The sequence below is a fragment of the Nitrobacter sp. MLSD-S21 genome (genome assembly GCF_058809865.1).
Genome location: NZ_JBXASZ010000010.1, coordinates 16,788 through 40,515, shown reverse-complemented (window position 1 = coordinate 40,515; position 23,728 = coordinate 16,788). Strand labels below are relative to the sequence as shown.

Annotated in this window: 33 protein-coding genes; 2 read left to right on the top strand and 31 right to left on the bottom strand. The window is 62.4% G+C overall.

Annotated features, from left to right (window positions below):
- Positions 1-7: 7 nt before the first annotated feature.
- From AC1RT6_RS19600 to AC1RT6_RS19545, 12 genes are all read right to left on the bottom strand, one after another.
- Positions 8-673, bottom strand: coding sequence for a glycoside hydrolase family 19 protein (locus AC1RT6_RS19600; RefSeq protein WP_079446297.1), 666 nt, complete (start codon positions 671-673; stop codon positions 8-10).
- Positions 674-740: 67 nt separating this feature from the next.
- Complete coding sequence (locus tag AC1RT6_RS19595; protein ID WP_338013161.1) at positions 741-2,129, bottom strand: DUF2793 domain-containing protein; 1,389 nt, start codon at positions 2,127-2,129, stop codon at positions 741-743.
- A gap of 6 nt (positions 2,130-2,135) precedes the next feature.
- Positions 2,136-5,990, bottom strand: a complete 3,855-nt coding sequence (locus tag AC1RT6_RS19590) for a baseplate multidomain protein megatron (protein ID WP_079446232.1) — start codon at positions 5,988-5,990, stop codon at positions 2,136-2,138.
- Positions 5,990-6,436 (bottom strand): C40 family peptidase, encoded by a 447-nt coding sequence (locus tag AC1RT6_RS19585; RefSeq protein WP_079446296.1) that lies wholly within the window; start codon positions 6,434-6,436, stop codon positions 5,990-5,992. The genes AC1RT6_RS19590 and AC1RT6_RS19585 overlap by 1 nt, the downstream gene beginning before the upstream one ends.
- 11 nt (positions 6,437-6,447) lie before the next feature.
- On the bottom strand, positions 6,448-7,341 hold the full coding sequence (locus AC1RT6_RS19580; protein ID WP_079446231.1) for a phage/gene transfer agent baseplate hub protein: 894 nt from the start codon (positions 7,339-7,341) through the stop codon (positions 6,448-6,450).
- On the bottom strand, positions 7,338-7,979 hold the full coding sequence (locus AC1RT6_RS19575) for a DUF2460 domain-containing protein (RefSeq protein WP_079446230.1): 642 nt from the start codon (positions 7,977-7,979) through the stop codon (positions 7,338-7,340). Before AC1RT6_RS19575 ends, AC1RT6_RS19580 begins: the two co-directional genes overlap by 4 nt.
- A gap of 3 nt (positions 7,980-7,982) precedes the next feature.
- Entirely contained in the window at positions 7,983-8,558 is a 576-nt protein-coding gene (locus tag AC1RT6_RS19570) for a phage tail tape measure protein (RefSeq protein WP_079446229.1), read from the bottom strand.
- Entirely contained in the window at positions 8,551-8,763 is a 213-nt protein-coding gene (locus tag AC1RT6_RS19565; RefSeq protein WP_079446228.1) for a rcc01693 family protein, read from the bottom strand. The genes AC1RT6_RS19570 and AC1RT6_RS19565 overlap by 8 nt, the downstream gene beginning before the upstream one ends.
- Positions 8,760-9,080 carry a gene transfer agent family protein gene (locus AC1RT6_RS19560; RefSeq protein ID WP_079446227.1) on the bottom strand — a complete coding sequence of 107 codons (321 nt, stop codon included), beginning with the start codon at positions 9,078-9,080 and terminating at the stop codon, positions 8,760-8,762. Before AC1RT6_RS19560 ends, AC1RT6_RS19565 begins: the two co-directional genes overlap by 4 nt.
- A 15-nt stretch (positions 9,081-9,095) precedes the next feature.
- On the bottom strand, positions 9,096-9,503 hold the full coding sequence (locus AC1RT6_RS19555) for a phage major tail protein, TP901-1 family (protein WP_079446226.1): 408 nt from the start codon (positions 9,501-9,503) through the stop codon (positions 9,096-9,098).
- 13 nt (positions 9,504-9,516) lie between these two features.
- Positions 9,517-9,927: a DUF3168 domain-containing protein gene (locus tag AC1RT6_RS19550; RefSeq protein ID WP_079446225.1), complete on the bottom strand. Its 411-nt coding sequence runs from the start codon at positions 9,925-9,927 to the stop codon at positions 9,517-9,519.
- A 31-nt stretch (positions 9,928-9,958) separates the two neighbouring features.
- Entirely contained in the window at positions 9,959-10,522 is a 564-nt protein-coding gene (locus AC1RT6_RS19545) for a head-tail connector protein (RefSeq protein WP_079446224.1), read from the bottom strand.
- A 65-nt stretch (positions 10,523-10,587) separates the two neighbouring features.
- On the opposite strand from AC1RT6_RS19545, the gene AC1RT6_RS19540 reads away from it, so the two are divergent.
- Positions 10,588-11,349 (top strand): S1 family peptidase, encoded by a 762-nt coding sequence (locus AC1RT6_RS19540; protein WP_173815937.1) that lies wholly within the window; start codon positions 10,588-10,590, stop codon positions 11,347-11,349.
- A gap of 14 nt (positions 11,350-11,363) precedes the next feature.
- Here AC1RT6_RS19540 and AC1RT6_RS19535 read toward each other — a convergent pair whose 3' ends face one another.
- The 9 genes from AC1RT6_RS19535 to AC1RT6_RS19495 all read right to left on the bottom strand — a co-directional run bounded on the left by AC1RT6_RS19535 (position 11,364) and on the right by AC1RT6_RS19495 (position 17,037).
- Positions 11,364-11,735: a DUF2019 domain-containing protein gene (locus AC1RT6_RS19535; RefSeq protein ID WP_079446223.1), complete on the bottom strand. Its 372-nt coding sequence runs from the start codon at positions 11,733-11,735 to the stop codon at positions 11,364-11,366.
- Positions 11,736-11,961: 226 nt separating this feature from the next.
- The gene (locus AC1RT6_RS19530) at positions 11,962-12,309 is read right to left on the bottom strand and encodes a DUF2019 domain-containing protein (RefSeq protein ID WP_472789371.1); all 348 of its coding nucleotides are present in this window, start codon (positions 12,307-12,309) and stop codon (positions 11,962-11,964) included.
- Positions 12,310-12,638: 329 nt separating this feature from the next.
- Positions 12,639-12,893: a DUF2019 domain-containing protein gene (locus AC1RT6_RS19525; RefSeq protein WP_493029615.1), complete on the bottom strand. Its 255-nt coding sequence runs from the start codon at positions 12,891-12,893 to the stop codon at positions 12,639-12,641.
- A gap of 4 nt (positions 12,894-12,897) precedes the next feature.
- A complete protein-coding gene (locus AC1RT6_RS19520) occupies positions 12,898-13,023 on the bottom strand; it encodes a hypothetical protein (RefSeq protein ID WP_493029614.1) in 126 nt (41 codons plus the stop codon).
- Positions 13,024-13,073: 50 nt separating this feature from the next.
- On the bottom strand, positions 13,074-13,445 hold the full coding sequence (locus AC1RT6_RS19515; RefSeq protein ID WP_079446221.1) for a DUF2019 domain-containing protein: 372 nt from the start codon (positions 13,443-13,445) through the stop codon (positions 13,074-13,076).
- Positions 13,445-14,242 (bottom strand): hypothetical protein, encoded by a 798-nt coding sequence (locus AC1RT6_RS19510; protein WP_244553441.1) that lies wholly within the window; start codon positions 14,240-14,242, stop codon positions 13,445-13,447. The genes AC1RT6_RS19515 and AC1RT6_RS19510 overlap by 1 nt, the downstream gene beginning before the upstream one ends.
- 199 nt (positions 14,243-14,441) lie before the next feature.
- Positions 14,442-14,819 (bottom strand): DUF2019 domain-containing protein, encoded by a 378-nt coding sequence (locus AC1RT6_RS19505; RefSeq protein WP_079446220.1) that lies wholly within the window; start codon positions 14,817-14,819, stop codon positions 14,442-14,444.
- 329 nt (positions 14,820-15,148) lie between these two features.
- Complete coding sequence (locus tag AC1RT6_RS19500) at positions 15,149-15,628, bottom strand: hypothetical protein (protein WP_472789365.1); 480 nt, start codon at positions 15,626-15,628, stop codon at positions 15,149-15,151.
- Between the two features lie 155 nt (positions 15,629-15,783).
- On the bottom strand, positions 15,784-17,037 hold the full coding sequence (locus AC1RT6_RS19495) for a phage major capsid protein (protein WP_079446218.1): 1,254 nt from the start codon (positions 17,035-17,037) through the stop codon (positions 15,784-15,786).
- A gap of 164 nt (positions 17,038-17,201) precedes the next feature.
- On the opposite strand from AC1RT6_RS19495, the gene AC1RT6_RS19490 reads away from it, so the two are divergent.
- Complete coding sequence (locus AC1RT6_RS19490; protein ID WP_244553439.1) at positions 17,202-17,489, top strand: hypothetical protein; 288 nt, start codon at positions 17,202-17,204, stop codon at positions 17,487-17,489.
- A 221-nt stretch (positions 17,490-17,710) separates the two neighbouring features.
- Here AC1RT6_RS19490 and AC1RT6_RS19485 read toward each other — a convergent pair whose 3' ends face one another.
- The 10 genes from AC1RT6_RS19485 to AC1RT6_RS19440 all read right to left on the bottom strand — a co-directional run bounded on the left by AC1RT6_RS19485 (position 17,711) and on the right by AC1RT6_RS19440 (position 23,632).
- A complete protein-coding gene (locus tag AC1RT6_RS19485; protein WP_079446216.1) occupies positions 17,711-17,980 on the bottom strand; it encodes a hypothetical protein in 270 nt (89 codons plus the stop codon).
- 197 nt (positions 17,981-18,177) lie between these two features.
- Complete coding sequence (locus AC1RT6_RS19480) at positions 18,178-18,471, bottom strand: hypothetical protein (RefSeq protein WP_079446215.1); 294 nt, start codon at positions 18,469-18,471, stop codon at positions 18,178-18,180.
- Entirely contained in the window at positions 18,471-19,124 is a 654-nt protein-coding gene (locus AC1RT6_RS19475; protein WP_079446214.1) for an HK97 family phage prohead protease, read from the bottom strand. Before AC1RT6_RS19475 ends, AC1RT6_RS19480 begins: the two co-directional genes overlap by 1 nt.
- A 95-nt stretch (positions 19,125-19,219) precedes the next feature.
- The gene (locus AC1RT6_RS19470) at positions 19,220-19,408 is read right to left on the bottom strand and encodes a hypothetical protein (protein WP_079446213.1); all 189 of its coding nucleotides are present in this window, start codon (positions 19,406-19,408) and stop codon (positions 19,220-19,222) included.
- Positions 19,408-19,620: a hypothetical protein gene (locus AC1RT6_RS19465; protein ID WP_079446212.1), complete on the bottom strand. Its 213-nt coding sequence runs from the start codon at positions 19,618-19,620 to the stop codon at positions 19,408-19,410. Before AC1RT6_RS19465 ends, AC1RT6_RS19470 begins: the two co-directional genes overlap by 1 nt.
- Positions 19,621-19,661: 41 nt before the next feature.
- The gene (locus AC1RT6_RS19460; RefSeq protein WP_472789361.1) at positions 19,662-20,837 is read right to left on the bottom strand and encodes a phage portal protein; all 1,176 of its coding nucleotides are present in this window, start codon (positions 20,835-20,837) and stop codon (positions 19,662-19,664) included.
- A gap of 62 nt (positions 20,838-20,899) precedes the next feature.
- Positions 20,900-22,168 carry a DNA-packaging protein gene (locus AC1RT6_RS19455; protein ID WP_079446211.1) on the bottom strand — a complete coding sequence of 423 codons (1,269 nt, stop codon included), beginning with the start codon at positions 22,166-22,168 and terminating at the stop codon, positions 20,900-20,902.
- Positions 22,161-22,889 (bottom strand): hypothetical protein, encoded by a 729-nt coding sequence (locus tag AC1RT6_RS19450; protein WP_079446210.1) that lies wholly within the window; start codon positions 22,887-22,889, stop codon positions 22,161-22,163. Before AC1RT6_RS19450 ends, AC1RT6_RS19455 begins: the two co-directional genes overlap by 8 nt.
- A gap of 147 nt (positions 22,890-23,036) precedes the next feature.
- The gene (locus tag AC1RT6_RS19445; protein WP_158081507.1) at positions 23,037-23,189 is read right to left on the bottom strand and encodes a hypothetical protein; all 153 of its coding nucleotides are present in this window, start codon (positions 23,187-23,189) and stop codon (positions 23,037-23,039) included.
- Positions 23,190-23,467: 278 nt separating this feature from the next.
- Entirely contained in the window at positions 23,468-23,632 is a 165-nt protein-coding gene (locus AC1RT6_RS19440) for a Flp family type IVb pilin (RefSeq protein ID WP_087881128.1), read from the bottom strand.
- Between the last annotated feature and the right edge of the window lie 96 nt (positions 23,633-23,728).

Sequence of the window (23,728 nt, the reverse complement as noted above, 5' to 3'; positions counted from 1 at the left end):
TTTCCCTTTAGTGGATTCCGAGGCTACGCTTCCATCTTGAAAGCCACGCCTCGCGATCTCGCAGCCCGACATAACCGCCGTTCAGCCGCTTTGTGACACCGCGCACGTCGTCTTTTTGAGCGAACGGAAGGCATCCGCAATTGACGAAATCTGCGACTCCGCATTTCAGAAAGTGCGCCGGATCGTTCACTAGGTCGGGATGCGTCACGACATCGAGGCCGGTCGCCGCCGCTAGTCGCCGATAGCCGTCCCTTCCTGTTGTTTGAACGGCGCCTCGGCCGCGAAAATTCCAGCCGTCGTCGGAGTCCGCACGATTGCCCATGCGGCCATTGTAGACCTTGTTGGCGAGCGCACGCGGATTATGCGCGTAAGGCGCGGCGCTGGACGCGTTCGGAAACCGCGACGGCCAAACCTGGGTCATTCGGCCCGCCGAATAATTCAGGTTCTCAATCACGGCAGTCCCGGCCCCGCATTCATGGCTGATCTGGGCCATGACATGGGCAATCAGCAGCGGCGTGGCGATCTCGTGTTCGTCGAATACGGCCGGTGCCGTTGCCGTGATGGTCTCGACCAGCCCGGCAATTCTGCTATTGCCGAACGGCCAGAGCTTGCGAAGCGCTGCTCCGAAATCAGGCATGGCGGAAGCGTTCGCGGCCGAGGCTGCGTTGGGCATTGGATTGGTCCTTTTGGCGATGGAGCCGGGCTTCACCCGGCGAGGGCATCTGATGCTTTTCGCAAATTCACTGACGACCGAAGACGACGACACTGAAGGCGCGATCGATCGCGCTGCCGCCGGCGCCCGTCCCGGTGATGGCAAGCGTCACGCTGGATGAAGAGCGGCTCGCAAACACCTCCTGAACCGTTTCCGTGGTCCCCACCCCTCCGAACTGGTTGACGGTGGCAACTAGTGCAAAACTCGTCGAGGCAAAGGGCGTCGTGAAGCCGATTGTGAGATTCCCCGTCGAATTTTTGCTGATGCTTGCGATGTTGTAGCCGGCCGACAAGGTGTATGTGCCGCCGGACTGGGTGAAATAGCCCCATGCCTTTGCCGCACTGTCATGATCCTGCTGATGCGCCGGCGTTACCGCCACTGTGTTGTCGGCGCCCGCCTGCTGCTGCGACTTGGTTGCAGCCGCCCCCGCCCCGCGCGCGATCACTTGCCAGCGCGCGGCGGTGCCGTCGTAACGAAGGATCGCGGCCTGCTTCGCCGACATCGTAAGGTTATTGTCGAGAGACAAACGATTCGATGCCGACGACGATGCGCTTTCGTTCAGCAGCGTGATCGGCTGGCTGCCCACGTTGATGACGATGAGACAACGCCCTTCGGCTCCGCCCGCAAGGCCGGACACGTTGCGCGCAGCGTTCGAACTGATTTGCAGCACCGACGCCGCCGCAAGGCCCGCGGGATTATAGTCGTTCTGATCGGCCGTGATCTGTGCGGGAGCAACGACACCGGTCAGTGCCAATCCGCGTGGCAGCGTCACCTGCCCGGTATCCTGATCGATATCGAGAGCCTCGGTCCAGCTTGATCCGTCCGCCGACACCTTGAGCTTGAAGGTATCAGCGCCGACGAGGCCGAACTCCGCTCGACCTGAGAAATTGTCGGAAAAGAAGATCGACGCCGTGTTAGCGGAGCTTTCCTTCGATACCTGAAGTCGCATGTCGCCGGTGCCGCCGTCGGCAGCGTCGATGGCGGCAAACAGCGCGGCATTGGATTTGACCGCGAGCAGATTGGGACTGCTCGCAGCGGTGTTGACGCCGAGATGCGCCAGGTTATCGAGCGCCGACGGACCGCCCGCGCCCTGCCACGCAGAACCGTCGAACACGAACAGGCTCTCATCTGCCGCCGACCAGATACACCATCCGGTCTTCGGCGCGAGGAAGGCCCAGGCGCCGTCCTGCCAGGTCGCGATTGTATCGTCCTGCCCGGCCCACGCGCCGGTCGCGCCGCTTGCGACCACATGACGTTCGCCCTCCGCTGGACTGGAGGGCGGCGCGGTGAGCGTCAGATCGAGCACGCCGATCTGAATCGCCGCGTCGAGAATGCGCAGCGCCTCATTGTGAGTGACGTGCTTCTGGGCTTGGCTGCCATCGATATACGGCAGTCCGAGATTCGGTGTGTCTGTCATGGCAACTCAGAGGGTGAGAGTAAGTTCAGTAGGGTGACCGGGGCCGACGGTCGCCGATACTTGCGCGACGCGGAGGTGCAGACTGCTCTGCGGCGCGCCGAAATCCGTCAGTTCGTCGGCATCGGGGTAAAACGCTTCGGGCGCGCTGCATGCGATGCTGCGCACGATCGCTCCGCCCGAGAAAACGTCGAGCGTGTATGCTTCGACATCCTCGCCGAGCGGCACTTCGACGCCCCAGCCGTCGCCGTCGATGCGCGTCCGGCGAATCCACGAGATACGCACACCGCCGTTCTCGCGGAACGCTTTCACATGCACCGGTGACAGCGGCAGCAGGGCAGTCGCGCGCGGCGTGACCGTCAGCGCCACCGCCGTGGGATCGTCATGGTTGCGTCCGGCGGCGGCAAGCCGCACCAGGATCGGACGATCCTGCGCGTTCAATCCTTTCGCCAGCGGCACAAGACGCGTGTCGAGGAGAACAAAGGGCGCGCCCGGCGGCAACACATCAGTGATGGCGTAATCGCTGCCAGCCTGCCCGCGCAGCAGGCGCGACAGTTTATACGTGCCGCTGTCCACCAGCTCCGCATTGGCAAACTGTAGGATCTCCCAATCGCCGTTCGGGTTCTGCACCGCCGCCGCATTGGCGCCGGCGAGCACGCGGGCATCGGACACCGACGTGAGCAGGCCGCCGTAGAGACGCACGCGCAAGGCGTTGCCGCGGTCCCATCGCCCTGGGGCTCCGGCCGGCAGCGGATCGAGCGTTTCGCCCGATGTCGAGGGCGCCGGAATAATCGCCGCCGGCTGAAAACCCGCACCGTCCGGCGAGGTCCATACCGTCACCGACGTCGGCCAGGGGCTGGCAAAGACGGCGAGCCGCGTCAGGACCGGCGGCTCCGATGACTCGATCATCGGCAGATCGAGCACTGCAACCTGAACCGGTCCGAGCGCCGCTGGAATTCCGGGTCGCGTCGGCCGCGGTGTCGACAGCGGCACGGAGAAGACTTCGGGATCGATGCTGCGGGCAGTGACTTGCCGCGCTTCGGCATCAAGCAGTGCGCTGATTTCGAATAGCCGTCTCCGCCCGTTGATCGTCACGGCGATTACATCGCCCGGCGTGAGCGACAGGCATTGCGGTCCGAGCGCGAACGCGGCGCTTTCGCGGCCGGCCCACAAATCCTGAAGCCAAACCTCGGTGCGGCGCGCCATCGCCGCGTCATCGCTGACAACCGCGAGATCGGAGTGAACGCTCCGGTTCGAACCACCGGCCAGCCGGCGCGAGGTCACAGCAGAGCGCCTGTAATCGACCGTCCCGTCGGTAAAACCAAAGCGCGCTTCGCGCGGCAATTCGGTTTCCTGCGCGCGCGTGAGCCGCGCCAGCCCGCCGTCGCCCGTCAGCACCAGATCATCTTCCACAAATTCCGCAATCGGGATACCGCCCCGCGAAACGAAGCGCAGCGTTCCGTCTGCCGCGGAGGCATCGAAGGCGTAAGCCCCGGCAAGCGGTTCGATCATGGCGCGCGGCGACATCGGCCGGTCGACCACGTAGCCGTCGCAGCTCTCGCGCAGCGCCGAGGTGTCGGCGCCGGTGACGTCGCAATCGGCAAGAAGCGCCTGCACCAGCGCATCCATCGGCGCCGCGCCGAGACGGCCGGTGAGCCAGTGCCCGGTCTGCCAGTTCGGTCCGTCGCTCCAGACCTCGGTCGCGGCGGGAAACGCCGGATATGGTCGCGCATCCCAGGTCCAAAGGTGGATCGCGGACGGCTCGATCATGCGGCTCCCATAGATCGGAGAGACGGGATTGTCGGCATCCGCCGCGCCGAACGATGGATCCAGCTTGCCGAGAAAGGCTTGCAGATAGCGGCGCTGGATCAGATCATCGCGGCTACCGCTCGAGAAATACGGCAGGTGGTTTTCCGACGATTTGGGGTCGGGAAACACGTTCGGTTGGTTGGCGCCTTTATCTACCGCCGGACAGCCGACCTCCGTCAGCCAGACCGGCTTGCTTTGCGGCGCCCACGCGGTCGGGCTTGGAAGTTCGACCCCGCCGACCCGCTCATAATGCGCTGACGACCACCACGACTTGATGTCCTTGACGCGGAATGTCCACGGCTTGCCAAGTCCGTCGGTAATCGGCGTGCGGTTCTGCGCGGCGCGCGCCGAGTCATCTGTGTAATACCAATCGAAACCCTCGCCGCCATAGACATTCTCCGCGAGGTAATCGAGATCATAGGTCGAGGCTGCGACGCTTGCATCCAGATGTCCGGCCTCGTCGCGCCAGTCCGCGAGCGGCGCATAGTAGTCGATCCCCACCGCGTCGATTGCACTGCACGCCCACAGCGGATCGAGCGGAAAGCGAACCTCGGACGCACCGGCGTCAACGACATCCGCGCCATATTCTGTCCAGTCCGCGCCATAGGTCACGATCGTCGACGAGCCGACGATGGATTTCACGTCCACCGCAAGCGTCACCAGCGCATCGACGGCAGGATAGATGCCGGCCCCCGAGCGCACGCGCGTCAACGACCGCAACTCCGAGCCGATCAGAAACGCATCGACGCCTCCCGCGGAGGCCGTCAGGTTGGCATAGTGCAGGATCATGGCGCGGTAGTTCCAGCTTCCACTCGTGAAGAAACTGGCGACCTGCGTCGCCGCCGGCGCGGTGTCCTGCGGCGAACCCGTTTGTCCCGGCGCGGGATCGCAAGTGATGCGGCCGCGCCAGGGATAGGCTGGCTGCGACGAGGCTCCGCTCCACGGATCGCTCAGGCCGTTACCTGCCGGAAGGTCCATCATGATGAAGGGATAGAACGTGACCTTGAGGCCGCGCGCCTTCAGTTCTGCAATCAGATGCACGACACTGTCGTCGGACGGCGTGCCGCCGAAGGCCGGACGACCATCGACCTGTGACACCACATAAGCGCTTTCTCGTGTCACCCCAGCCACCGACCAGTCGCTGCCGCGCGTGATCTTGCTCGCGCTGTCGACGCCGGGACGCACCACGCAGCTTCCGGCGCGAAGGTCCGATCCGAACCACGCCACCACTACGGCCACGCGTTCGAGATTGGGGCACATGCCCTGCAAGTCATCGAGCGCCGCGATCACGTCGGATTCAGCATTCATCACATGCCGGTTTTCCGGCGCCGACTGACCCGGACCGAGCGATCGCACGATGGCGGACGGCTCATAGCCGAATTCGGTGGTGCCGGGGATCAGCGTCACGGCACGTACCATCCGTTCAAGTTGGCCTATGGGGCGGATGATCTCGAACGAGAGCTGCGGAATGCGGTTGCCAAATTTTGCCAGCGGCATCCGCTCGAACACGACATAGGCGAGCCCGCGATAGGCCGGCGCGTTGCTCGCCCCTTCTTTTGCGACGATCAGATCGTCAGGAGCCTGATCCTCGGTGCCACGATGGACCCGGAAGGTCAGGCCGGACACATCCAGAGGACTGCCGTCGGCCCAAATCCGCCCGACACGGCCGATGACGCCTTCGCAAAGACCAACCGCGAAATTAGCGAAATAGCTGTAAGTGGTGGTCGTCGTGCTCGGTCCGCTGAACAGGCCGCCCTTGCCGCCGGACGACGAGGTTTCGCTGTTGACGGCCTCTTCGAGCCGCGTCGCCCAGATCACCTGACCCGACAGCCGGGCGCGTCCGTAAACGCGCGGAATCGGCGCGCCCTCGGTCGAGGCCATCACATCGAGATCGGCGAGGCGCGGCCCGACGATCGTCTGGTTTCCTGGCCCGAACAGCTTGCGATCGACGACATTTCCGATCAGCGCGCCGGCGAGACGCCCGGCAATTGCACCTGCCGGCCCGAACAACGCGCCAGCGGCGCCGCCTGCGACGGAAAGAACAAGCGCTGCCATCAGTCAGAAACTCCGGGAAAACGAAATGCATAAGCCAGCCGTCGCCGCCACCACGGCGCGAGGACGATTTCGCAGACGGCCGCGCCGTCATGTGCATGAATCATGGTGCGCTCACTCGATGCGATCGCGACATGCTTGGCGACAAACCCGTCACGCCACCGAAACAGCAGCACGTCGCCCGCTTCGAAACCGTCGCACGTGACCGGAACGAGATGGCGCAGCGCCGCCGCGGCCAGTGTCTCGTCGCCTTTTGCTTCGGCCCAGTCCGGCGCGTAGGGCGGCGGCACTTCCGGCTCATCGCCGATGCAATTGCGCCAGACGCCGCGCACGAGGCCGAGACAGTCGCAGCCGACCCCCTTGAGCGAGGCCTGATGCCGATAGGGCGTGCCAATCCAGGCGCGGGCTTCCGCGACGATGGCCGCGCGGGTCGAATACGCGCAAGTCACGAGCGGCTCCTTCACAACGCCTTGCTGCCGTTGCCGTTGTCGGGCGAACCGGGCAGCGGATAGCTGACGACGAAATCGTTGCCGGGAATCTGCGGAAAGCCGCGAAAATTGTCGGTGTTGGCAAAGCGGTCGCGGCAGGTCGCGAAACTCTTGTCGCAGCCGGCGGTGATCACGAAGCTGTCGCCGATAGCTATCGGCTCCGCCATCGCCTGCCACAGCGATATCAGCACCTCGCCCGCGACGACGCGGTGCTGTTTGACCTCAATCGCAAGCCCGGCGTTGGCCCCGCCGGTCCAGTTCAATCGCCCCGCTGTGAACCAGCCGCCGGCAAAGCCAATAAGGCCCGAAACGGCGAGGATCGACGTTCCTTCGATTGCTGTGACCGTCCCACTGCTGCGAAAGGTCGAGCTGGTCAGATCGACACGGCATTTTCCGTCGCCAAGATCGACACCGCACCGCGCCGTAAACAGGCGTCCGCTATCCTGCGTCAGCGCATCCGCGAGCCCGCGCAATTCCGCGGTGAACGCGGCCCCCTCGCGCCGGACCTCTCCTATGGTGCCGCGGGCGATCAGGATCTTCAGCGAGACGTCGCTCCAATCAACCAGCCAGGTCGCGACCTCGGCGGCGTCGTAACGTCCGGCGGAGAGATCGGCTTCGCTCAGAGTATCGTCCGAGAATGCCCCCGATATCTCGGCGCCATCGACAGCCAGATCGAAGCGGCTGGTGGCTTCCGACGCGGTAAAGCCGGTCGCGGCGCGACAGACGACGCTGCCGATCGTCAGATCGCAATCGTGATCGGTGAAGCCGAGCACGACGCCGTCGCGCCGCGTCACAATCCAGCAGCGCGCCAGAGTGGTCGCGCCGGAATCGAGTTTTGCCTGAAGCGCGGAGGGAATGCTTCTCACGTGCGGATCTCCACCAGCGGAATCTTCGGAATGGCGCCGGCGGCGAAGGTCGCGAGATCGACTTCGAGATAGTCGGTGTCGAACCGCACCGGCACGTCGAAATTGAATCCGGCGGTGACAGCCGCTCCCGGCGGCGGCGTGTGCCCCGGAAGAAACGTCACAACGCCGACGGTGGCGTCGCAGGTGAAGGTCGATCCCGCCACCATCTCGCTATCGGCAACCGCGACACGCACGCTGCCGTTCACCGGCTTGGCGATCACGCGCGCATAAGGCGCGAACGCGCCGCCATATGTCTTGATCAACTGAAACGTCGATGTCGTTCCGTCTCCTATTCCGATGACCTGATCGAGCGGCGAGATAACGCTCCCAGTCGTCGCGGAACCGCAATCCAGCCGGTCACGCCAGCGAAAGCCGTAAAGCCTTCCGCGCCGCTCCTCGAAGAAAGCAATAACAGCCTGCAAGGTATCCAGCGTCTTGACGCCGTAGCCGGCGTCAAAGCGCCGCCGCGACTGCGCCCAGCGCGCGTTGCGCGCCTCGCGGCCCGAGCCGAAGCTGACGATATCGGTTCGCCGCTCCGGCCCGCCCGCGCTCTTCAGCGCGACGTCGAGCGGAAACAGCACTTCGTGAAAGCTGGTCATGTGTCACAAGCTCCGCTGTCCTCGCGCCACCGCGCGCGCGATCTGGCCCGCGATGTAACTCTCGGAGCGGCGGAAGCTGTCGATGTCGGGCGTCGCGATCTGCACCGTGATGCTGTTACCGCCGCCCTTGCCGGAAACGCCAAGCCGGCCGTCGGACCCGCGCGCCAGCGGCATGATCGCTTCTGGTCCCGCCTCCCCGGCGAGACCAACGCCGCCATCCATCATCGGAAAATAGCTAGGCATGCCGATCACGCCGCCGGTCGCGAACGGCTTGATCGAGCCAAGCGCGTTGGACGCGGTCGAACCAATGCTGCCAGCAAGCCCCGAAAATAGGCTGGAGATGCCGCTGGTCAGGCTCGCCGTCAGCGGCTTGAACGCCGCCGTCACGGCGAGACCCGAGACGCGCAGCGCCAGCGTCTTCAGCACGTCGTCGAACTGCTTGCCGCCGACGACCGATGATGAAAAAGCCTGCGTCATCGCTCGGGCAAAACCGCCTGCGCTGATCGTCAGCGCCTGGGTCTTTGCGGTGAGGCCATCCAGCGTGCTCGACGTATCCTGCAAACTCGTGTCGTCAGTCATCGCGTCCTCCCTTGGGCGGCGCATCCGGAAACCGTGCCTGCAATTCATCGAGCTCGGCCCGCGCCAGCGGCGCGGTCGCATACCCCTGGATCGCGCGGATCGCCTGCGCCAGTTCGCGCGGCGTCATCCGCCAGAAATCATCCGGCGCAAGACGCAACACGCCGAAGCCGAAGCCCATTGCCTGTTGCCACGGGAACGGCTTCATGGAGCCCCGCTCTCGTCGAAGGTCGCGCCGATCAGATCCGCCGCGATCCTGACGAAGCCAGCCGCGCCGCCCTCCACCGTCATCACGGCCACATCATCGTCGCTGACAGCCTCTCCCGCACCGCGCAGGCCGGCACCGATGATACGGATCAAGTCGCGCGACGACACTCGCCCCGAACCGAACCGCTCCGCGAGCGCCATCAGGTCGCCAGCGCCGAATGCGGATTCAAGCTCCGCCAGGGCGCCCAGCGTCAACACCAGCGTGCGCTGCCGTCCGCCAAGCTCGGCACCGATCTCACCGCGATATTTGTTGGGCATTTGAATCCTTTCGTCTCACAGCGCCGTAAACGTCAGAGCGCCAGCGGACTCGAGCGAAAGATCGAACGTCACCTCGCCATTGTGTTCGCCCGCGAATTCGAGGCTTGCGATCTGGAACGGACCCTCGATGGCACCGAAGTCCGGTACCACCACCTGACAGTCATTGATCGTGCCGTTGAAGAATGCCTGTCGAACCAGCGCGTCGGATCCGGCGTCCTTGAACAGACCGCGTCCCGACAGCGACGCTCGCCTGACGCCGGCGCCCGCAAGCAACTCGCGCCAGCGGTCGGTCGATTCCGCATTCGTAATATCGACAATCTCCGCGTTGAACGCGATCCTGCGGCTGCGCAGTCCCGCCACCGTGACGAAGCTCGAGCCATCGCTCATCTTCAGAAGCAGGTCCTTGCCTTTTTGTGCGCCCATGACGGCTCCTTGATTAGGTTCTGGGTTCGGTCACGGCGCGGAAACGCACCTGTGCGTGATAGGTGCGGCCGTCGGACTCGCGCCGGATGTCGGCGACCGCGAAGCGGAAATTGACCAGCCGGTGAGCGGCGAGCGTCAGTGGCGCGTCGTCGAGAGCCTGCAACACCGCGCCGGCGATGGCATGAGCTTCGCTTTGGCCGCCTTGACGGGAACGCGCATGAAGCGTGATCTGGTGCTCCTGTGTCGGCCCCTCGTCCACCGATGCGTCGGTGATGCGCGCCTCGCCGATCGAAACGTAAGGCAACAGCGCTCCGCGCGGCGGCTCGTCATAGATCCGCTTGCCGCCGAGCACGGCCTGAAGGCCGCTGTCGGCAGCGAGCGCATCGTGAACGGCAGCGCGAAGCGCTGCATTGGCGCTGGTCATGATGATGTCCTTTTCGAGAATGCGAGAACGATCAGAGCGAATGGACGCGATAGCTCGCGATCATGGCGCTGACGCTGGCCGGCATCATCGCGACGCTCTGGCCGATGGCGATAAGGCTGCGGTTCTCGTACCAGTGCGCCACGAGCGTCCGCACCGCATGGCGAAGCACATCAGGCACGTCGGTCGCGCTCGTACCAAATCCGATCTCGACATCGAGCTCGATGCCGGCGCTGGCGCGGCCCGGCAGCACCCACGCGGATGAGACGATCACGCCCGCCGCCTTGTCGAGAACGAACGTTCCGGCGTCGATCGGCGTGGCGATCCCCGCGGAGTTGTAGACGCGCGCCGCGGCGAGCGCCCGCAGCGGTCCCCGGCCCAGCTTGATGCGGCCGTCATTCGGCCACTGGTCCAGCACCAAGCGCCAGGTCTGAGCGATCAAAGCACAGCGAGTCATCGCTTCCACATGGCTTCGTGCCGCTGCGATCAGCGACGCGATGATCGCGTCGTCGTCATCGTTCTCCGCGCGCAGGAAGCTCTTGGCCTCTTCGACCGACCATGGTTCGACCGCAGATCCGGTCAGGAGTATCGACGGCATCGGATATCCTCGCTGTGACGATGCATATGTTGACAGACACGCGACGCGATGGCTCACATCGCTGCATGATTCAAAAATTCATTCGTTTGGCTGCAGCCGCGACAGCCGTGATGCTGACGCACCCTGCCCTTGCCATGGTCGGCGGCGGCGGTGCGCCTTCGCCCGCGGTGGCGAACGCAGTCGTCACCATCGTCGGCTCGCGCGGCTCATCCTGCACCGGCACGCTGATCGCGCGCGATATCATCCTGACCGCCGCGCACTGCATCGCGCCCGGCGTCACCACCAAGATGGTGGACTACAAGAGTCAGCCGCCGCGCCTGCTTGATATCAAGAGCGTAGCCGTGCATCCGCAGTTCAACCCGCAGAGCGTGTTCGCGCACCGCGCCACCGCCGACGTCGGCTTGTTGCAACTCGCCGCGCCGCTCGCTGTGCAACCCCTCCGGATCGGCGGCGCGTTGATGCCGATCAACGTCGGTCAGCGCCTCACCGTCGTGGGCATGGGCGTCGCAACCGTTGGCGACGGCCGCAGCGGCGGCGTGGCGCGGGCCGCAAGCCTTGCGGTGACGGGGCAGCCCGGCACCTTGCAGATCCGTCTGGTCGATCCTTCAACCAACAACGCGCGCGCGGGTCTTGGCGCCTGCACCGGAGATTCCGGCGCGCCGGCGATTCTCGACTCCAGCGGCGGCGCTGTCATCGTCGGTGTCGTGAGCTGGTCGACGGGACCGAACAACGCGTCAGGCTGCGGCGGCCTTACCGGCGTCACGCCGCTCGCGCTCTACCGCGACTGGATTCTGACAACGGCGCGAAGCTGGGGCGCTGGGATATGAAAAAGGTTCGTCCCTCACTTCGGAATGTAGCTGCCTTCATCGAGCCTTCTGATAGCCGTCGCCGCCTCCCCGTTCTGTGGCTCGATGCCGGATTCACGGATACTCTCAAGAGCATTGCGAGCCAAGTCCGGATAGAGCGCGAGGAGCGAACGCGCCGTTGCCAACCGAACCTGAACGTTCGAATGTGAAAGCAGCGGCAACAGCGCCCTTCGCTGATCGCCAGGCATCTCCTTAAGCTCCGCCCTTATACGCTCCATCTTTTTGTACAAGCGACTGTACTTAGCATTGTCGATCACATAGATCGCATCATATTGCGCAAGGTCGATCTCGACGAACTGAGTGACGAGACTTTGTACTCGAGCGTCGTCCCATTGAACGGAGGTCATCACTTAAGCACTCCTTTACGCGCAGGATATTCAACTCCTCTCGCATTTGCTCATTCCAGCTCCTGCCGCGAAGATAGTCCCGTGGCGATAAATCACCATAATCCGGGCTAGGCGTAGAGTACCATCCATTGATGCGAAGATGTTGGACCTTTGAAATCCACGCCGCATTCTCCGCTCTATCGCAACTTGATGGCGATGACGTTGCGAAGCTGGCGGAGGCCGTGAGCTACGTCGGCTTGAAAATTCCACGATCAAGGTTAAGCAAGCACATGCCGGCATCGCCAGATTGAGGTAACCATCGCGAAGATGCAATGGCCTCAATTTTCCTGCGAGCCTCGTCAGACACAACAGCCAGCGTGAGCTTGGCTGCCTGCAGCTGAACCTGCATGTTGGGGTGGTTATAAAGCGCTATCAATGCGCGTCGTTGATCGCCTGGACGTCCTTTCAGTTCTTCCGAGACTTCCATCATTCGATCGAAGAGACGATTGAACTTTGTGAGTTCGTTGCCGAGAAGCGCGCCATCCTGTGCGGCAGTGATTGCCGCAAATCGAACGACCAGCTGATCGACGGCCATTGCGTCGAGTCTAATTTTTCTGAAGATCATGGCTTGAGAAAGTATGTCCTTGAGGACATGCGCTCCAAAAAGGAAAGCGGCGCGATTATACTTAGCATTGTCAGACTACATAAATCGCATCATATTGCGCGATGCCGACCTCGATGAACTACGCAACGAGACTTTGTACTCGGGCGTCATCCGATTTGAACGGAGGTCATCACTTAAGCACTCCTTTACTGCGCAGAATCTTCAATCCCTCTTGCATCTGCTCGTCCCAACTCTTGCCGCGAAGATAGTCACGACAACGGCACGGAGTTGAAATGCGAGGATATAGGGAGCGAGCCGGTTTAATCCCGCTTCAATCCCGCCAGCTTCAAGTCACCATCCATGATGGCCAGTGCCATGCCGGCGTCGCCCGCCTGAGGCATCCAGTGGCTCTCGGCGATAGCCTCGATTTGCTGGCGAGCCTCAACGGGCAAAACCTCGCGCGTGTGTATCGCGGCTTTGAGCCTGACCTGCATATTTGGATGCTGATAAAGAGATGCAAGCGCCCGTCGCTGATCACCGTCCCGCTTCTTCAGTTCATTCGATAGTTCAACCATTTGTTTAAATAGGCGATTGAATTTTGAGGTCTGGCCCCCCAAGCAATGCCTGATCCTGCGCAACACCGATCTCTGTAAAACGCTCGACGAGATCAGGAGAGCTCATTTCTTTCAAGTTGGCGCGTTTCATTGGCTTAGAACCTTGAATTTAACTAGAGCAAGGTTTGTCTCTGTCGTTCCTCACTTTGGAATATAGCTGCCCTCATCAAGCCCGCTGATTGCCATTGCAGCCTCTCCATCTTGTGGCTCGATGCCCGATCTGCGGATACTTTCAAGCGCATTGCGAGCCAAATCCGGATAGAGCGCAAGAAGAGAGTGAGCCGCTTTCAGTCGAACCTGTACGTTCGGATGGGAGAGCAGCGGCAACAGAGCCCTCCTTTGATCGCCAGGCATCTTTTTTAGCTCTGCTCTTATACGCTCCATCTCCTTGTACAAGCGATTATACTTAGCATTGTCGATTACATAAATCGCATCATATTGCGCTATACCGACCTCGACAAACTGCGCAACGAGGTTCTTCACAAGAGCATCATCCGGCTGAACAAATATCATTACTTGAGCACCCCATTCTTGCGCAGGATTTTTAGTCCTTCATGTGTCTGCTCATCCCAACTCTTGCCACGAAGATAATCTCTGGGCGACCGACCATTATATTGCTCGTTGGCCCTTGAATAGTAACCGTTGATATCGAGGTGCTTTACGACAGGAATCCGCACCGTATTTTCAGGGCTGTCAATCCGCACGCGCCCGAATTGCAGCCTGTTTTGCGCGAATTGACCAACGATGTGATGATCCTGGTAGCCGGGCTCGCTGGGCAGCTGCGCGCGGGCTTGCAACTCCTCGAGCGTGCGCGGCGGATCATTTGCTGATTTGATCGCCGCCGTCTCTCCCCTAAGTCCCTCGGCTTGCCGCAGCGCCTCGAAAACTGAGTCAGCGGCAGGCGACATAGGACCGACGACGCGAAGATATTTAATCACTCGGCGAATAAGCTCGATCGGTCGTTCCCCTGGCTTCCGGGCAGCTGGTGGAATCTCCGGCGGTTCTTCGGTGGACGGCGGTTCTCCCGCAAGCCGCACGCCGTCGATCGTGTTATCGCGCGGCGTGATCTGAAAGAGGCCGAGACTACCTCCTCCTGCGCCGCCATCCGTCCACTGCCCGCCGTCGGAATTGCCCGCCGGCACACGCGGCTGGTTTGGATTGTATTTCCAGGCCAACGTCGGAAACGCTTTGGCTACATCTGCGCCGGGCGGGAGAAACCGCGCGGCGTCGGGACGAATCCAGCGTGCCGCATCCGGCCGCAGCCATCGCGATTGCTGATGGCGCAGCCAGGCGTCGTGATGCGGTGGCATGAAAATATGTCCTTGAGGAACGACGCGCGCTCCAAAAAAAGAAAGCGGCGCGCCAAAGAAGCGCGCCGCTGAATTTCCGGTCATGCTTGAACGCAGGCGCGAAACGCGCGGCAACGCTGGCGCTCTACCGCGACTAGGTTCTAACAACGGCACGAAGCTGGGGAGCGTGGATATAAGTTACGACAAGCCCCGTGGTCCATCAGCTCGGCTTGAATGTGCCATTTTCGAGAAGCTCAAGACACATCCCAGCATCCTCAGCTTGCGGCATCCAATGTGTCTCCGCGATAGACTCGAGTTGCTGTCTTGCTTCGATCGGCAAGACAGCAAGCGTATGCTTGGCCGCTTTAAGCCGCACCTGCATGTTTGGATATTCGTACAGCCTTACAAGGCTACGGCGATGATCCCCTGTGCGCGCCTTCAGCTCGTTGGAGACATCACTCATTAGCTCGAACAACCGATTGAATTTCGCGATTTGCCCACCGAGCAGCGCTTGATCCTGCTCAACACCGATCTGCGCAAATCGATCAACAAGGTCTTCTGTTGATACGTCAGCCAAGCGAACCCGTTTGACGTTCATGGCTTTAATACCTTAAACCTTACAAGAGCCTGCAGGCCAACCCGCCGACGCGAATCCCAGCCCTTGTCCGCAAGATACTGACGCGGCGAGAGCCCGCCAAATTCTTCGGTGCTGGTCATATACCAGCCTGTTATTTGATAATGCGTCAACCGTGGAATACTGACAGGATTGGATGGATCGTCGATCTCGCTGCGGCTATAGCCGAACCGCTCTGCCCACGTCTGCTCGACGATATGATGATCATCGTAACCTGGCCGCTTCAAACCGACATTGGCTTGTAATTCGTCAAGCGACTTCGGTTCGTCGCGCGCCGCTTGAACCAGATCACGTTAATTCTTGAGCCATTCCGCATTGTTCATTGCGCCGGTGTAAATTTCGCCTGCGAGCCCTCCGTGCCGGACCAGCCAACTAGCGGCCGCACGGAGATAGCTCGTTCGTTCGGCGCTTGTGCTAGGTCGCTTTGGCGGAATTTGCGGCGGCTCGTCACTCGGAATGCCGGGTCCGTCATCCGGCGGCCAATCCCCCGCGAGCCGCACGCCGTCGATCGTGTTATCGCGCGGCGTGATCTGAAAGAGGCCGAGACTGCCTCCTCCTGCGCCGCCATCCGTCCACTGGCCGCCGTCCGGATTTCCGACCGGCACGCGCGGCTGGTTTGGATTGTATTTGCGCGCCAGTCTGGGAAACGCTTTGGCAACATCCGCTCCGGGCGGAAGAAAGCGCGCGGCGTCGGGACGAATCCAGCGTGCCGCATCCGGCCGCAGCCATCGCGATTGCTGATGGCGCAGCCAGGCGTCGTGATGCGGTGGCATGAAAATATGTCCTTGAGGAACGACGCGCGCTCCAAAAAAACGGCGCGCCAGAAAGGCGCGCCGCTGAATTTCAGGTCATACGCGGGGGCCTGCGTGAAGACACGCTTCGCGGTTTGGTCCGGCCATGACGCCGGATGCAGGACCGGCGACCTTCCTTAGCTCGCTGCGAACTTCATCAGCTTGATGGCATCGAAGTCCTGCACGCCGCCGCCGACGCGCTTGGTGGTATAGAACAGCACGTAAGGTTTTGCCGAATAGGGATCGCGCAACACGCGCACGCCGGCGCGGTCCACCACGAGGTACCCGCGGCGGAAATCACCGAACGCGATCGACAGCGAATTCGCCGCGACATCCGGCATGTCTTCGGCCTCGACCAGCGGGAAGGTCATCAGCGAGGCGCGTCCGCCAGCCTGCGCCGGCGGCTGCCACAGATAGGCCCCGCCGGTGTCCTTGAACTTGCGGATCGCGGCTTGCGTTTTGCGGTTCATGATGAAAGCAGCATTCTGGCGATAGCCAGCCTTCAGCGCATAGATCAGATCGACCAGCGCATCCGACGGGTTGCTCGAGGCGAACGCGCCGGCCGCGCCGCTGGCAACGTAACCCAGCTTGCTCCACACCCACGAGCCGTTCGCAACCGTATCGGATTGCAAAAAACCCTTCGGCTGGTTAGTGCCGTCACCGTTAACGAACGCCGCGCCTTCCTGCACCGCGAAGGTCAGCTCGACTTCTTGCGCGATCCACTCGTCAATGTTGACGGCGGAATCGTCAAGCAGCGTCGCAGTCGCCGCGGGCATGGCGTAAAGCTCCATCGCCGGGAAGCTCAAGGCATCCAGCGTCGGCGAGGTGGTTTGCGTTCGCGAGTCCGTCTCACCGACCCAACCCGTGGCGGGACCCGCGGTCATGAACGGCTTCTTGTAGACATTGCCCGAGATGGTACGAACCGACGCCAGCGCGCGGATCGGCGAGATCGCCGCCAGGCGTTGCCCGATTTCGTGCTCGAGTTCGACCGGCACGAGATAACCGCCATCCGGATTGGAGCCGACCGACATCGCCTTGGTCTCGAGCGCGCGCAAGGTGCCGGTCTCGCCGCCACGCACGTAAGCCTCGAAGGCGCTTTTGTGCTCGCGGGAGCCAGCATCCCTGAGGATTCCAGCGCGGCCTTCGAGCGCCGGGCGAGCGCTCTTGAGCGCCAGTTCATCCATGCGCCTGTGCTGGGCATCGAGCGCGGCATTGATGCGATCGACCTTCTCCTCCAGCAGCACGTCGCCGCGCTTTTGCTCCAGCCTTGCCAGGCGTTCGTCGTTGGCCGCCTTGAATTCCTCGAAGGTGACGCGGAAGTCGTCGTAGCCGCCGCGGACGGCGCCGCCGGATTTATGCTCCGGCGCGATGTCGGTGATATCGAAGTCCATTCATGCTCTCCTCGGTGATAATAATTTCGCCCCGTCGTGTCTGACGTTTGAGACTTGTTTGACCCCAAGACCCTGTTGACCCCAAGGCTTCTCTGACACCCAAGACTTGCGCGCGGTTGTGCGCTACAATGGCTTCCGGCAACGGCAGCACGTTGAGGCGAACAATGCGATTTCTGATCTTTGTCTGGATAACTCTGGCCGTCGCCTCGGCCGGAAGCGCGTGGTATGCGATGCAGCCCTTGAGGCGGGTCGTCGCCTGGTTCGCGATCGCCGCCTGCGTCGTCCTGTTGGCGGCGTTCGGGATATCCTTCGTAATGCTGAGCGCCAGCGCCGAAAAATCGCTGCTGTCGATAGTGCTTTATCTTTTGAACTGGAGCATGGCCACCGGCGGCGCGGCGATCTGCGTCGGAGCCATCGCAGGCCTCGCGCTGGCGCTGGCGTTCAAACGGTGATCCGATATGTCCGCAGGCGAAACCGCGACAGGATACCGTCCGCGCCGATTACAAAATAGCGGCTGCGAGCCGAAATCGGACTCTGGAAGCCATAAGATCAGATTTTTGGAGCCTTTCCGCTTCTGATGGAATCAGAAGCGGAACTGTCAGATCTTGATCTGACGCGTTTCCTTCACGCGTGCGAACGCGTGTCTACCGGCCCTTGCGTTTCTCGCTGTCTCCTAATCGATCGCGTCCCGTATCAGCGTCAATACCCCGCGTATGTTGTCAAAGAAGTAGTCGGCCCCGGCATCGTTCCATATCCGCCCCAACTCGGCGTCCGTAAGGTTTTGCGCGAGCAATTCCTGCAGAAAGCGCTTGACGATCGCTTGATCCTGTTTGTTCGAATATCCCAGGGCCAGCGCAACCCACTCTTCCATCGAGGAGACTTCAGCGCTGCTGCCCTGATAGAAGCATTGGACCACGTGGTCGAACTCTTTCGGAACCAACATGACCTCTCCTTGCTATTTGCTAGGTTCGTTTCTGGGATAGGCCGTTATCACGCTGAAACCCCTGGCAGCGCGTGGATCATGTACGATAGATACGCCGACCCCATAGGTGTCTCGGAGGTAAGGCACCGCATCGACGTCTTCCCTGAAAGCCTCGCGGCCGGTCTTGTAGCCAAAACGATATGTTATAAATTTTTTAGCTAACCGCCCAGTCGCCACGGCCTCGACTTGATCCGGATTCCGCTCAAGTGTCCGGTTCGTTTGCACTTTCTACGGAGACGAAAGATCCGTTCGTTGATGCCGCCGCCGCCATCCGTCCACTGTCCGCCGTCCGGATTGCCCGCTGGCACGCGCGGCTGGTCCGGGTTGAACTTGCGTTGAAGCGCCGGATAGACATCACGAGGATCAATGCCGGGAGCGAGAAAGCGCGCGGCGTCCGGCCGGATCCAGCGCGCGCACTGCGCGGCTTCGAATATGCCAGCATGATTTGACATCAGCGCGCTCCCGCCAACTGCGCGCGCACCGCGCCGTGAAGCGCAGCGCGCCGCGCTTCCCTTCCGCGCAGAGACGCCGAAACCATCGCCGAACGCGGGCGGAGCTGCGGTGCCGGTTCATCCGCGGCCTCCGTCATGCTCCGCCAGCCGCGCTCGGCCTGTGTCCGCACGCGTGAGCGCGGCGACTGGGTTGTCGCCTGCTTCACCGCGCGGACACGCGCTCCCGCCAGCAGCGGGAACGTGACGATGGAAATCTCCCACAAGTCGACCTGATAGAGATGGCGCACGCGCGTGCGCGGATCGATTCGACCACGTACGGTGCGATAGCCGATCGACAGTCCGTCCACCGCGCCAGCCTCGACCAGAGAAAGTAATTCGCGCGCGCGCATCACGTCGGGAATCAACTTTCCCCGCGCCCACAGGCCACGAAAATCCTCGCGCAGTTCGAGCCAGACGCCGACCGGCTCGGCGGGATCATGCTGGAACAGCATCGGGATCCTGCGCAGCCCCCGCGTCTTCAGCGTCTGCGTGAACGCACCGGGCATCATCATGTCGCGCGCCTGATCGATCTCGCCGAACAGGCTGGCATAACCTTCGACCGTGCCGTCGCCGGAGAACGACAGACGCGAGACGGATGACAACGGAGCATGCATGATCGGCCTCGCAACAGGCGGGGAGGATGTCTGAAATTCGTAACAGGACGTTGCGCCACGCGCCCATCAGGGCACCGGGCGTCACTGGATGAACGCTATCCCTTGCGGTTGCGCTTCACCGGCTTGCGCCGCGTCTGCGATTTGGCACGAGGCGCGCGAGCCGCGGGTGGCTTGCGCTGAACGCGATCAAGATGCGCGAGGAATTCGCGAAACACGGTGAGATGATCGCGCGAGGATTTCGTTTCGGCGCCGAACGACCGTAACACGCTGTGAAGGGTATCCATCAGTCCAGATCCTCTTTGAGGTTTCCGGCGCGGCGATGCGCCTTGCGGTTGAAGCGCTGCAATTCGCGAACGAAATCATCGAAACGGCGCGAGGCCGCAGACAGTTCGCGAAGCGTGAACAGCAGACCCGCGCTCGCGGCGCTCGCCCAAAGAAACAGCGCGAGATGCGCAAGATCGCCGCGCTCGCTGAAGATGCGGATGAGGTCCGGCATGACGATCTTTCTCGCCTCTTTCCCTTGCGGAAAATGGCTGCTTACTCCAGCCTGTCGCCGCCCTCGATCGGTGCATAGCCGACCGCTTCGCGCTTTTCGTTGAGCGTAAGAAACGCCGCGTTGCTGACTCGCTCCCACAATGCCGCACGATCGGCGGCCAGCGCGTCGATCCTGTCGGTGTCGACGACGATACGGATTCTCTCGCCGAACTGCGGCGACAGCCATTGCGCGAATGAGTTACCGATACGGGACGCCAGCGGAAGAACGGTCTGACGAAAGAAGCAGCGATTGGCCTCCAGGAAATTTGCATAGGTGTTGTCGCCGGGAATGCCGAGCATCATTGGCGGCACACCGAAAGCGAGTGCAATCTCACGCGCGGCCGTGTGCTTGGCCTCCAGGAAGTCCATGTCCTTCGGCGTCAGCGACATTGCTTTCCAATCGAGTCCGCCTTCGAGCAGCAGCGGCCGGCCGGCATTCACCGCGCCCTGATAGGTGTCGGTCAACTCGCGCTTGAGCCGATCGAACTGTGAATCCGACAGCACCGCGCCTTCCGGCCCGGAATAGACCAGCGCGCCGGACGGCCGCGCCGCGTTGTCGAGAAGCGCCTTGTTCCATTTCGATCCGGCGTTGTGGGTGTCGATGGCGACGGCAGCAGGCTCGATCGGCGCAAGACCGTAGTGATCGTCGAGCGGATGAAAGAATGTCAGGTGCAGGATCGGCGGCACCACGGATGACGCTTGATCGAAGCGCACGCTGCGCCCGCCGACGCTATATTCATACGCTTCCGCCCAGCCCTCGGATCCGGGCACCACCTTCATGCGATCGGGCCGCAGCGCATGAAGCTCCCGAACCGCCCCGTCAAGAGCGACGGTTTCGACATAGGCATTGCCTGCCAGCAGCAGATGCGACACCAGCATCTCGAGAAGTGCGCCGCCGTCCTGCCGTGTGTTGGGTCGCGCGAGCAGCAGCGACAGCGGATGCGCTTCGTGTTCCTGCGCGCCCTCGAACACGAGGTAGCTGCATGACGCAACGTTCTCCGCAATCAGCCGCACCGCGCGATGCACGATGGGATTGGTTAGATATCCTTCGCGCGCCAGCGCAGCATAATCGCGTGGTGTCCAGCGCGCGCGGCCGCCACTCTCGAAGGCGAGCAGTCTGGCCGTGCGGCTGGCTTTTGTCTCGGGCGGGGTGAACATGTTTTTCAAGCGCAAGCGCATGGCCATTTTCCTGTTATGTCGTGGCTGCAACGCAGCGCTCTGTGCGGCATTGCAGTTCCCTCTCAGAACCCCCTCACCCGCGGCTGAGCACGCGGTGCGAGCGCCAGCGATGTCACCGCCCACACCAGGGCGTCGAGCCGGTCGGGCGAGCGCCCCGACGACAGGCCGGACAGAGCGAAATCGCACATCTCGTCTTCCAGCGCGGCGAAGCTGCCGGCGTGCCTGACGCGGCCTTGCTCGTAAAGCGTCGCCACCGGCTCGGCGCGCAGCCATTTGCCGCGAGTCGCGCGCACCGCGATCACGGGCACCTCCGCGTCGACCTCCGCGATCACGGCTTTCACCATGTCGCCGCCCTGATTGACTTCCGCCACCAGCGCATCGGCCTCACATCGCCGCCACAGCGCGATCGCCTTCGCCGCCCACAGAGCCGGCGTCACGCCCGCCACTGTCTCGTCGGCAATCACGTAAACAGTGCCGTCCGCGGCTTGCCCCGCCGCGACAATGCCGCAGGCGTCCGCGCGCTTGCTTGCGCTCGCCGGCGGATCGACCGCGACCACGATGCGTTGCAACGGCGGCGCCTCGTGCACGCGACATCGCTCCAGAAGCGCACGCGACCACAGCGCATCCGGACGATCCTCGATGATTTCGCCATCAAGCTCCTGACGTCCAAGCCGCGTTCCGGCGTAGCGCGCCATCACGCCTTGCAAGAAGGTCGGCGCCAGATTGAAAGCATTCGCTTGCGTCGGCGCGCGCGTCACCACGCTCGCCCGGTCGTTCATCAGGCGTTTCAAAAGCGCGGTCGGCCGCGGCGTCGTCGTGATGAGCTGGCGCGGCTTCGATCCCAGCCGCAAGCCGAACTGTAGCATATCGAACGCGGCTTCGGCGTAGCGCCACTTCGCCATCTCGTCGGACCAGGCACAGCCGAACTGCGGCCCGCGCAGGCTTTCGGGATCTTCGGCCGAGAACGCCTGCGCCACCGCGCCGTTGTTCCACTCCAGCCGCTTGCGCGACGGCGACCATGATGGCCGCTCATGAGCGGCGTGAACCGCGAGCAACCCGGAGACGCCTTCGATCATCACCTCGCGCGCGTCATGCTCGGTCTCGCCGACCAGTGCGATGCGCGACACCGCCTCGCTGGCGAACGGCGGCAGACCCAACGCCTGCGCACGAATCCATTCAGCTCCTGCGCGGGTCTTTCCGGCGCCGCGGCCGCCAATCATCAGCCAGATCAGCCACGGCGCGCCGTTCGGAGCGAGTTCGGAAGGCCGTTGATGTGGATGCGCGAAAACATCCCACTGTCGGGCAAGAAATCCGAGTTCCGTCTCACTCATGCTCTCCAGCAGGAGCCGGCGTTGGCGCGGCGACCATTTGCTCCAGTCGGCGCGAAAGCGCGCGCCGGAACTCGTCAAGGTCGCGGGGCACGGCGTCGTCATCGGCTGGCTTCACCTTCTCCTGACCTGCGCGCAGCCGCGTCACCTCTCCGAGCGTACGCGCGAGACTCGCCAGCGTCCGGGCACGGCGCTCGGCCTCCGTGCGCTGCTGCGGTTTCAGATGGCTGCCGCCGACGATCACCTCGATCAGGGACAGCTCGCGCTCAATCGCGCGCGTCACCCTCTCAATCAAAAGCGCGCCTGTCGCCGGCGGCGGATCGTCGACACGCTCGACTGCGGTGCGCTTGATGCGCGGGCTTGGTTGATCCTTGCGGCGGGCGGTTGTCGGCCGCTTGCGCTGCCGCTTCAATCCGGCCTTTGCCGCATCGTCGTCTTCATCAACGATAACGGGGACATCATCAACGTACCGTGTGGTGGCAGCGATTGTCGCCTTGCGCGCGAGAACGGCGGCGCGGGTCTTGCTGGGGGGCGACGTTCTAACCGCGCTTCGCTTTATCGCCGCTTCGGCCGGCGTGAGCGGCTTATTCTGCTCCGATGACGACGACGCTTTCTTCTTCGATGCTGAGGACGTTCCGGTCCTGGATGGCGTCAGCTTTGAGCGAGAGGCAACGCGCCCCGCCGCCGGCTTTCGTGCCGGCTTGCCGGTTCGCGTCGCACACATGAAGATCAAGAACTCCCTTCAAGCGGACCCAATGCCGCTGAATTCCTGGATTAGCTGGATTGCGATGAAGATTTCGGATCCCTTGGCCGGTTTCATCCCCGCCGACCAAAGCCGTATTTTTTATTGTGTAGACCCTTGAGTCCGATCTCACTGATGGACGAATACGAGCCACGTTACGCAAAGGATCAACGCGACCAGACCGGTGCTGATGGTCGACAGCAAAAGGGCGGGAAGCTCAGGCTCGGACCGTCGCATCTCCATGGATGTCTTCACAGTTTGACTGTGTTTTTCCGTCGTCATGTTCGTTCTCCCCCACGGTCCGCCATCGCATGCCAATTGTTCAGGACAACAGCAGACTCCCTGCGATGTTCCGTGCAAAAAAAGAGCCGTGGTTACGACTCGCTATGAGCTTCATCCGGGAATTCCCGGCAATGTTCGTTTGACGGTTTCGTCAGCCGCGCGATCAGAAAGCATCGCGTGATGTCTCGGCGCAACTGTGGAGCATGGCGTAAACCTACTCCGGCAGCGTCACGCTGTCAAGGTATATTTTCCTAGGAAAATTTACCTGTCGCCTGGCCTTATCTCAGCAGCCCGTTCAGCGTGTCGAAGCGGTCCTTGAGCGAACTGCCGATGCCGGTGACCGCGGCCACGATGACGATGCTGATGCCGGAAGCAATCAGGGCATATTCGATCGACGTGGCGCCTGTTTCGTCCCGCAGAAAATCCGACGCAAGTTTTGGAATGAGGTGCAACGCCAACTCCAGCCTTTGAATCCCCGCGGATGCTCCAATAGTGATCGGGCGCAGCGCGACAACCTTTCAAAAATAGGATGCTAGAGT

Bases quoted from the DNA above. Each gene is read 5' to 3' on its own strand.
- AC1RT6_RS19600 (WP_079446297.1), bottom strand. From the start codon at position 673: ATGCCCAACGCAGCCTCGGCCGCGAACGCTTCCGCCATGCCTGATTTC.
- AC1RT6_RS19595 (WP_338013161.1), bottom strand. From the start codon at position 2,129: ATGACAGACACACCGAATCTCGGACTGCCGTATATCGATGGCAGCCAA.
- AC1RT6_RS19590 (WP_079446232.1), bottom strand. From the start codon at position 5,990: ATGGCAGCGCTTGTTCTTTCCGTCGCAGGCGGCGCCGCTGGCGCGTTG.
- AC1RT6_RS19575 (WP_079446230.1), bottom strand. From the start codon at position 7,979: ATGACCAGCTTTCACGAAGTGCTGTTTCCGCTCGACGTCGCGCTGAAG.
- AC1RT6_RS19570 (WP_079446229.1), bottom strand. From the start codon at position 8,558: ATGACTGACGACACGAGTTTGCAGGATACGTCGAGCACGCTGGATGGC.
- AC1RT6_RS19565 (WP_079446228.1), bottom strand. From the start codon at position 8,763: ATGAAGCCGTTCCCGTGGCAACAGGCAATGGGCTTCGGCTTCGGCGTG.
- AC1RT6_RS19560 (WP_079446227.1), bottom strand. From the start codon at position 9,080: ATGCCCAACAAATATCGCGGTGAGATCGGTGCCGAGCTTGGCGGACGG.
- AC1RT6_RS19555 (WP_079446226.1), bottom strand. From the start codon at position 9,503: ATGGGCGCACAAAAAGGCAAGGACCTGCTTCTGAAGATGAGCGATGGC.
- AC1RT6_RS19550 (WP_079446225.1), bottom strand. From the start codon at position 9,927: ATGACCAGCGCCAATGCAGCGCTTCGCGCTGCCGTTCACGATGCGCTC.
- AC1RT6_RS19545 (WP_079446224.1), bottom strand. From the start codon at position 10,522: ATGCCGTCGATACTCCTGACCGGATCTGCGGTCGAACCATGGTCGGTC.
- AC1RT6_RS19540 (WP_173815937.1), top strand. From the start codon at position 10,588: ATGATTCAAAAATTCATTCGTTTGGCTGCAGCCGCGACAGCCGTGATG.
- AC1RT6_RS19535 (WP_079446223.1), bottom strand. From the start codon at position 11,735: ATGACCTCCGTTCAATGGGACGACGCTCGAGTACAAAGTCTCGTCACT.
- AC1RT6_RS19530 (WP_472789371.1), bottom strand. From the start codon at position 12,309: ATGGCCGTCGATCAGCTGGTCGTTCGATTTGCGGCAATCACTGCCGCA.
- AC1RT6_RS19525 (WP_493029615.1), bottom strand. From the start codon at position 12,893: ATGGTTGAACTATCGAATGAACTGAAGAAGCGGGACGGTGATCAGCGA.
- AC1RT6_RS19520 (WP_493029614.1), bottom strand. From the start codon at position 13,023: ATGAAACGCGCCAACTTGAAAGAAATGAGCTCTCCTGATCTCGTCGAG.
- AC1RT6_RS19515 (WP_079446221.1), bottom strand. From the start codon at position 13,445: ATGATATTTGTTCAGCCGGATGATGCTCTTGTGAAGAACCTCGTTGCG.
- AC1RT6_RS19510 (WP_244553441.1), bottom strand. From the start codon at position 14,242: ATGCCACCGCATCACGACGCCTGGCTGCGCCATCAGCAATCGCGATGG.
- AC1RT6_RS19505 (WP_079446220.1), bottom strand. From the start codon at position 14,819: ATGAACGTCAAACGGGTTCGCTTGGCTGACGTATCAACAGAAGACCTT.
- AC1RT6_RS19500 (WP_472789365.1), bottom strand. From the start codon at position 15,628: ATGCCACCGCATCACGACGCCTGGCTGCGCCATCAGCAATCGCGATGG.
- AC1RT6_RS19495 (WP_079446218.1), bottom strand. From the start codon at position 17,037: ATGGACTTCGATATCACCGACATCGCGCCGGAGCATAAATCCGGCGGC.
- AC1RT6_RS19490 (WP_244553439.1), top strand. From the start codon at position 17,202: ATGCGATTTCTGATCTTTGTCTGGATAACTCTGGCCGTCGCCTCGGCC.
- AC1RT6_RS19485 (WP_079446216.1), bottom strand. From the start codon at position 17,980: ATGTTGGTTCCGAAAGAGTTCGACCACGTGGTCCAATGCTTCTATCAG.
- AC1RT6_RS19480 (WP_079446215.1), bottom strand. From the start codon at position 18,471: ATGTCAAATCATGCTGGCATATTCGAAGCCGCGCAGTGCGCGCGCTGG.
- AC1RT6_RS19475 (WP_079446214.1), bottom strand. From the start codon at position 19,124: ATGCATGCTCCGTTGTCATCCGTCTCGCGTCTGTCGTTCTCCGGCGAC.
- AC1RT6_RS19470 (WP_079446213.1), bottom strand. From the start codon at position 19,408: ATGGATACCCTTCACAGCGTGTTACGGTCGTTCGGCGCCGAAACGAAA.
- AC1RT6_RS19465 (WP_079446212.1), bottom strand. From the start codon at position 19,620: ATGCCGGACCTCATCCGCATCTTCAGCGAGCGCGGCGATCTTGCGCAT.
- AC1RT6_RS19460 (WP_472789361.1), bottom strand. From the start codon at position 20,837: ATGCGCTTGCGCTTGAAAAACATGTTCACCCCGCCCGAGACAAAAGCC.
- AC1RT6_RS19455 (WP_079446211.1), bottom strand. From the start codon at position 22,168: ATGAGTGAGACGGAACTCGGATTTCTTGCCCGACAGTGGGATGTTTTC.
- AC1RT6_RS19450 (WP_079446210.1), bottom strand. From the start codon at position 22,889: ATGTGTGCGACGCGAACCGGCAAGCCGGCACGAAAGCCGGCGGCGGGG.
- AC1RT6_RS19445 (WP_158081507.1), bottom strand. From the start codon at position 23,189: ATGACGACGGAAAAACACAGTCAAACTGTGAAGACATCCATGGAGATG.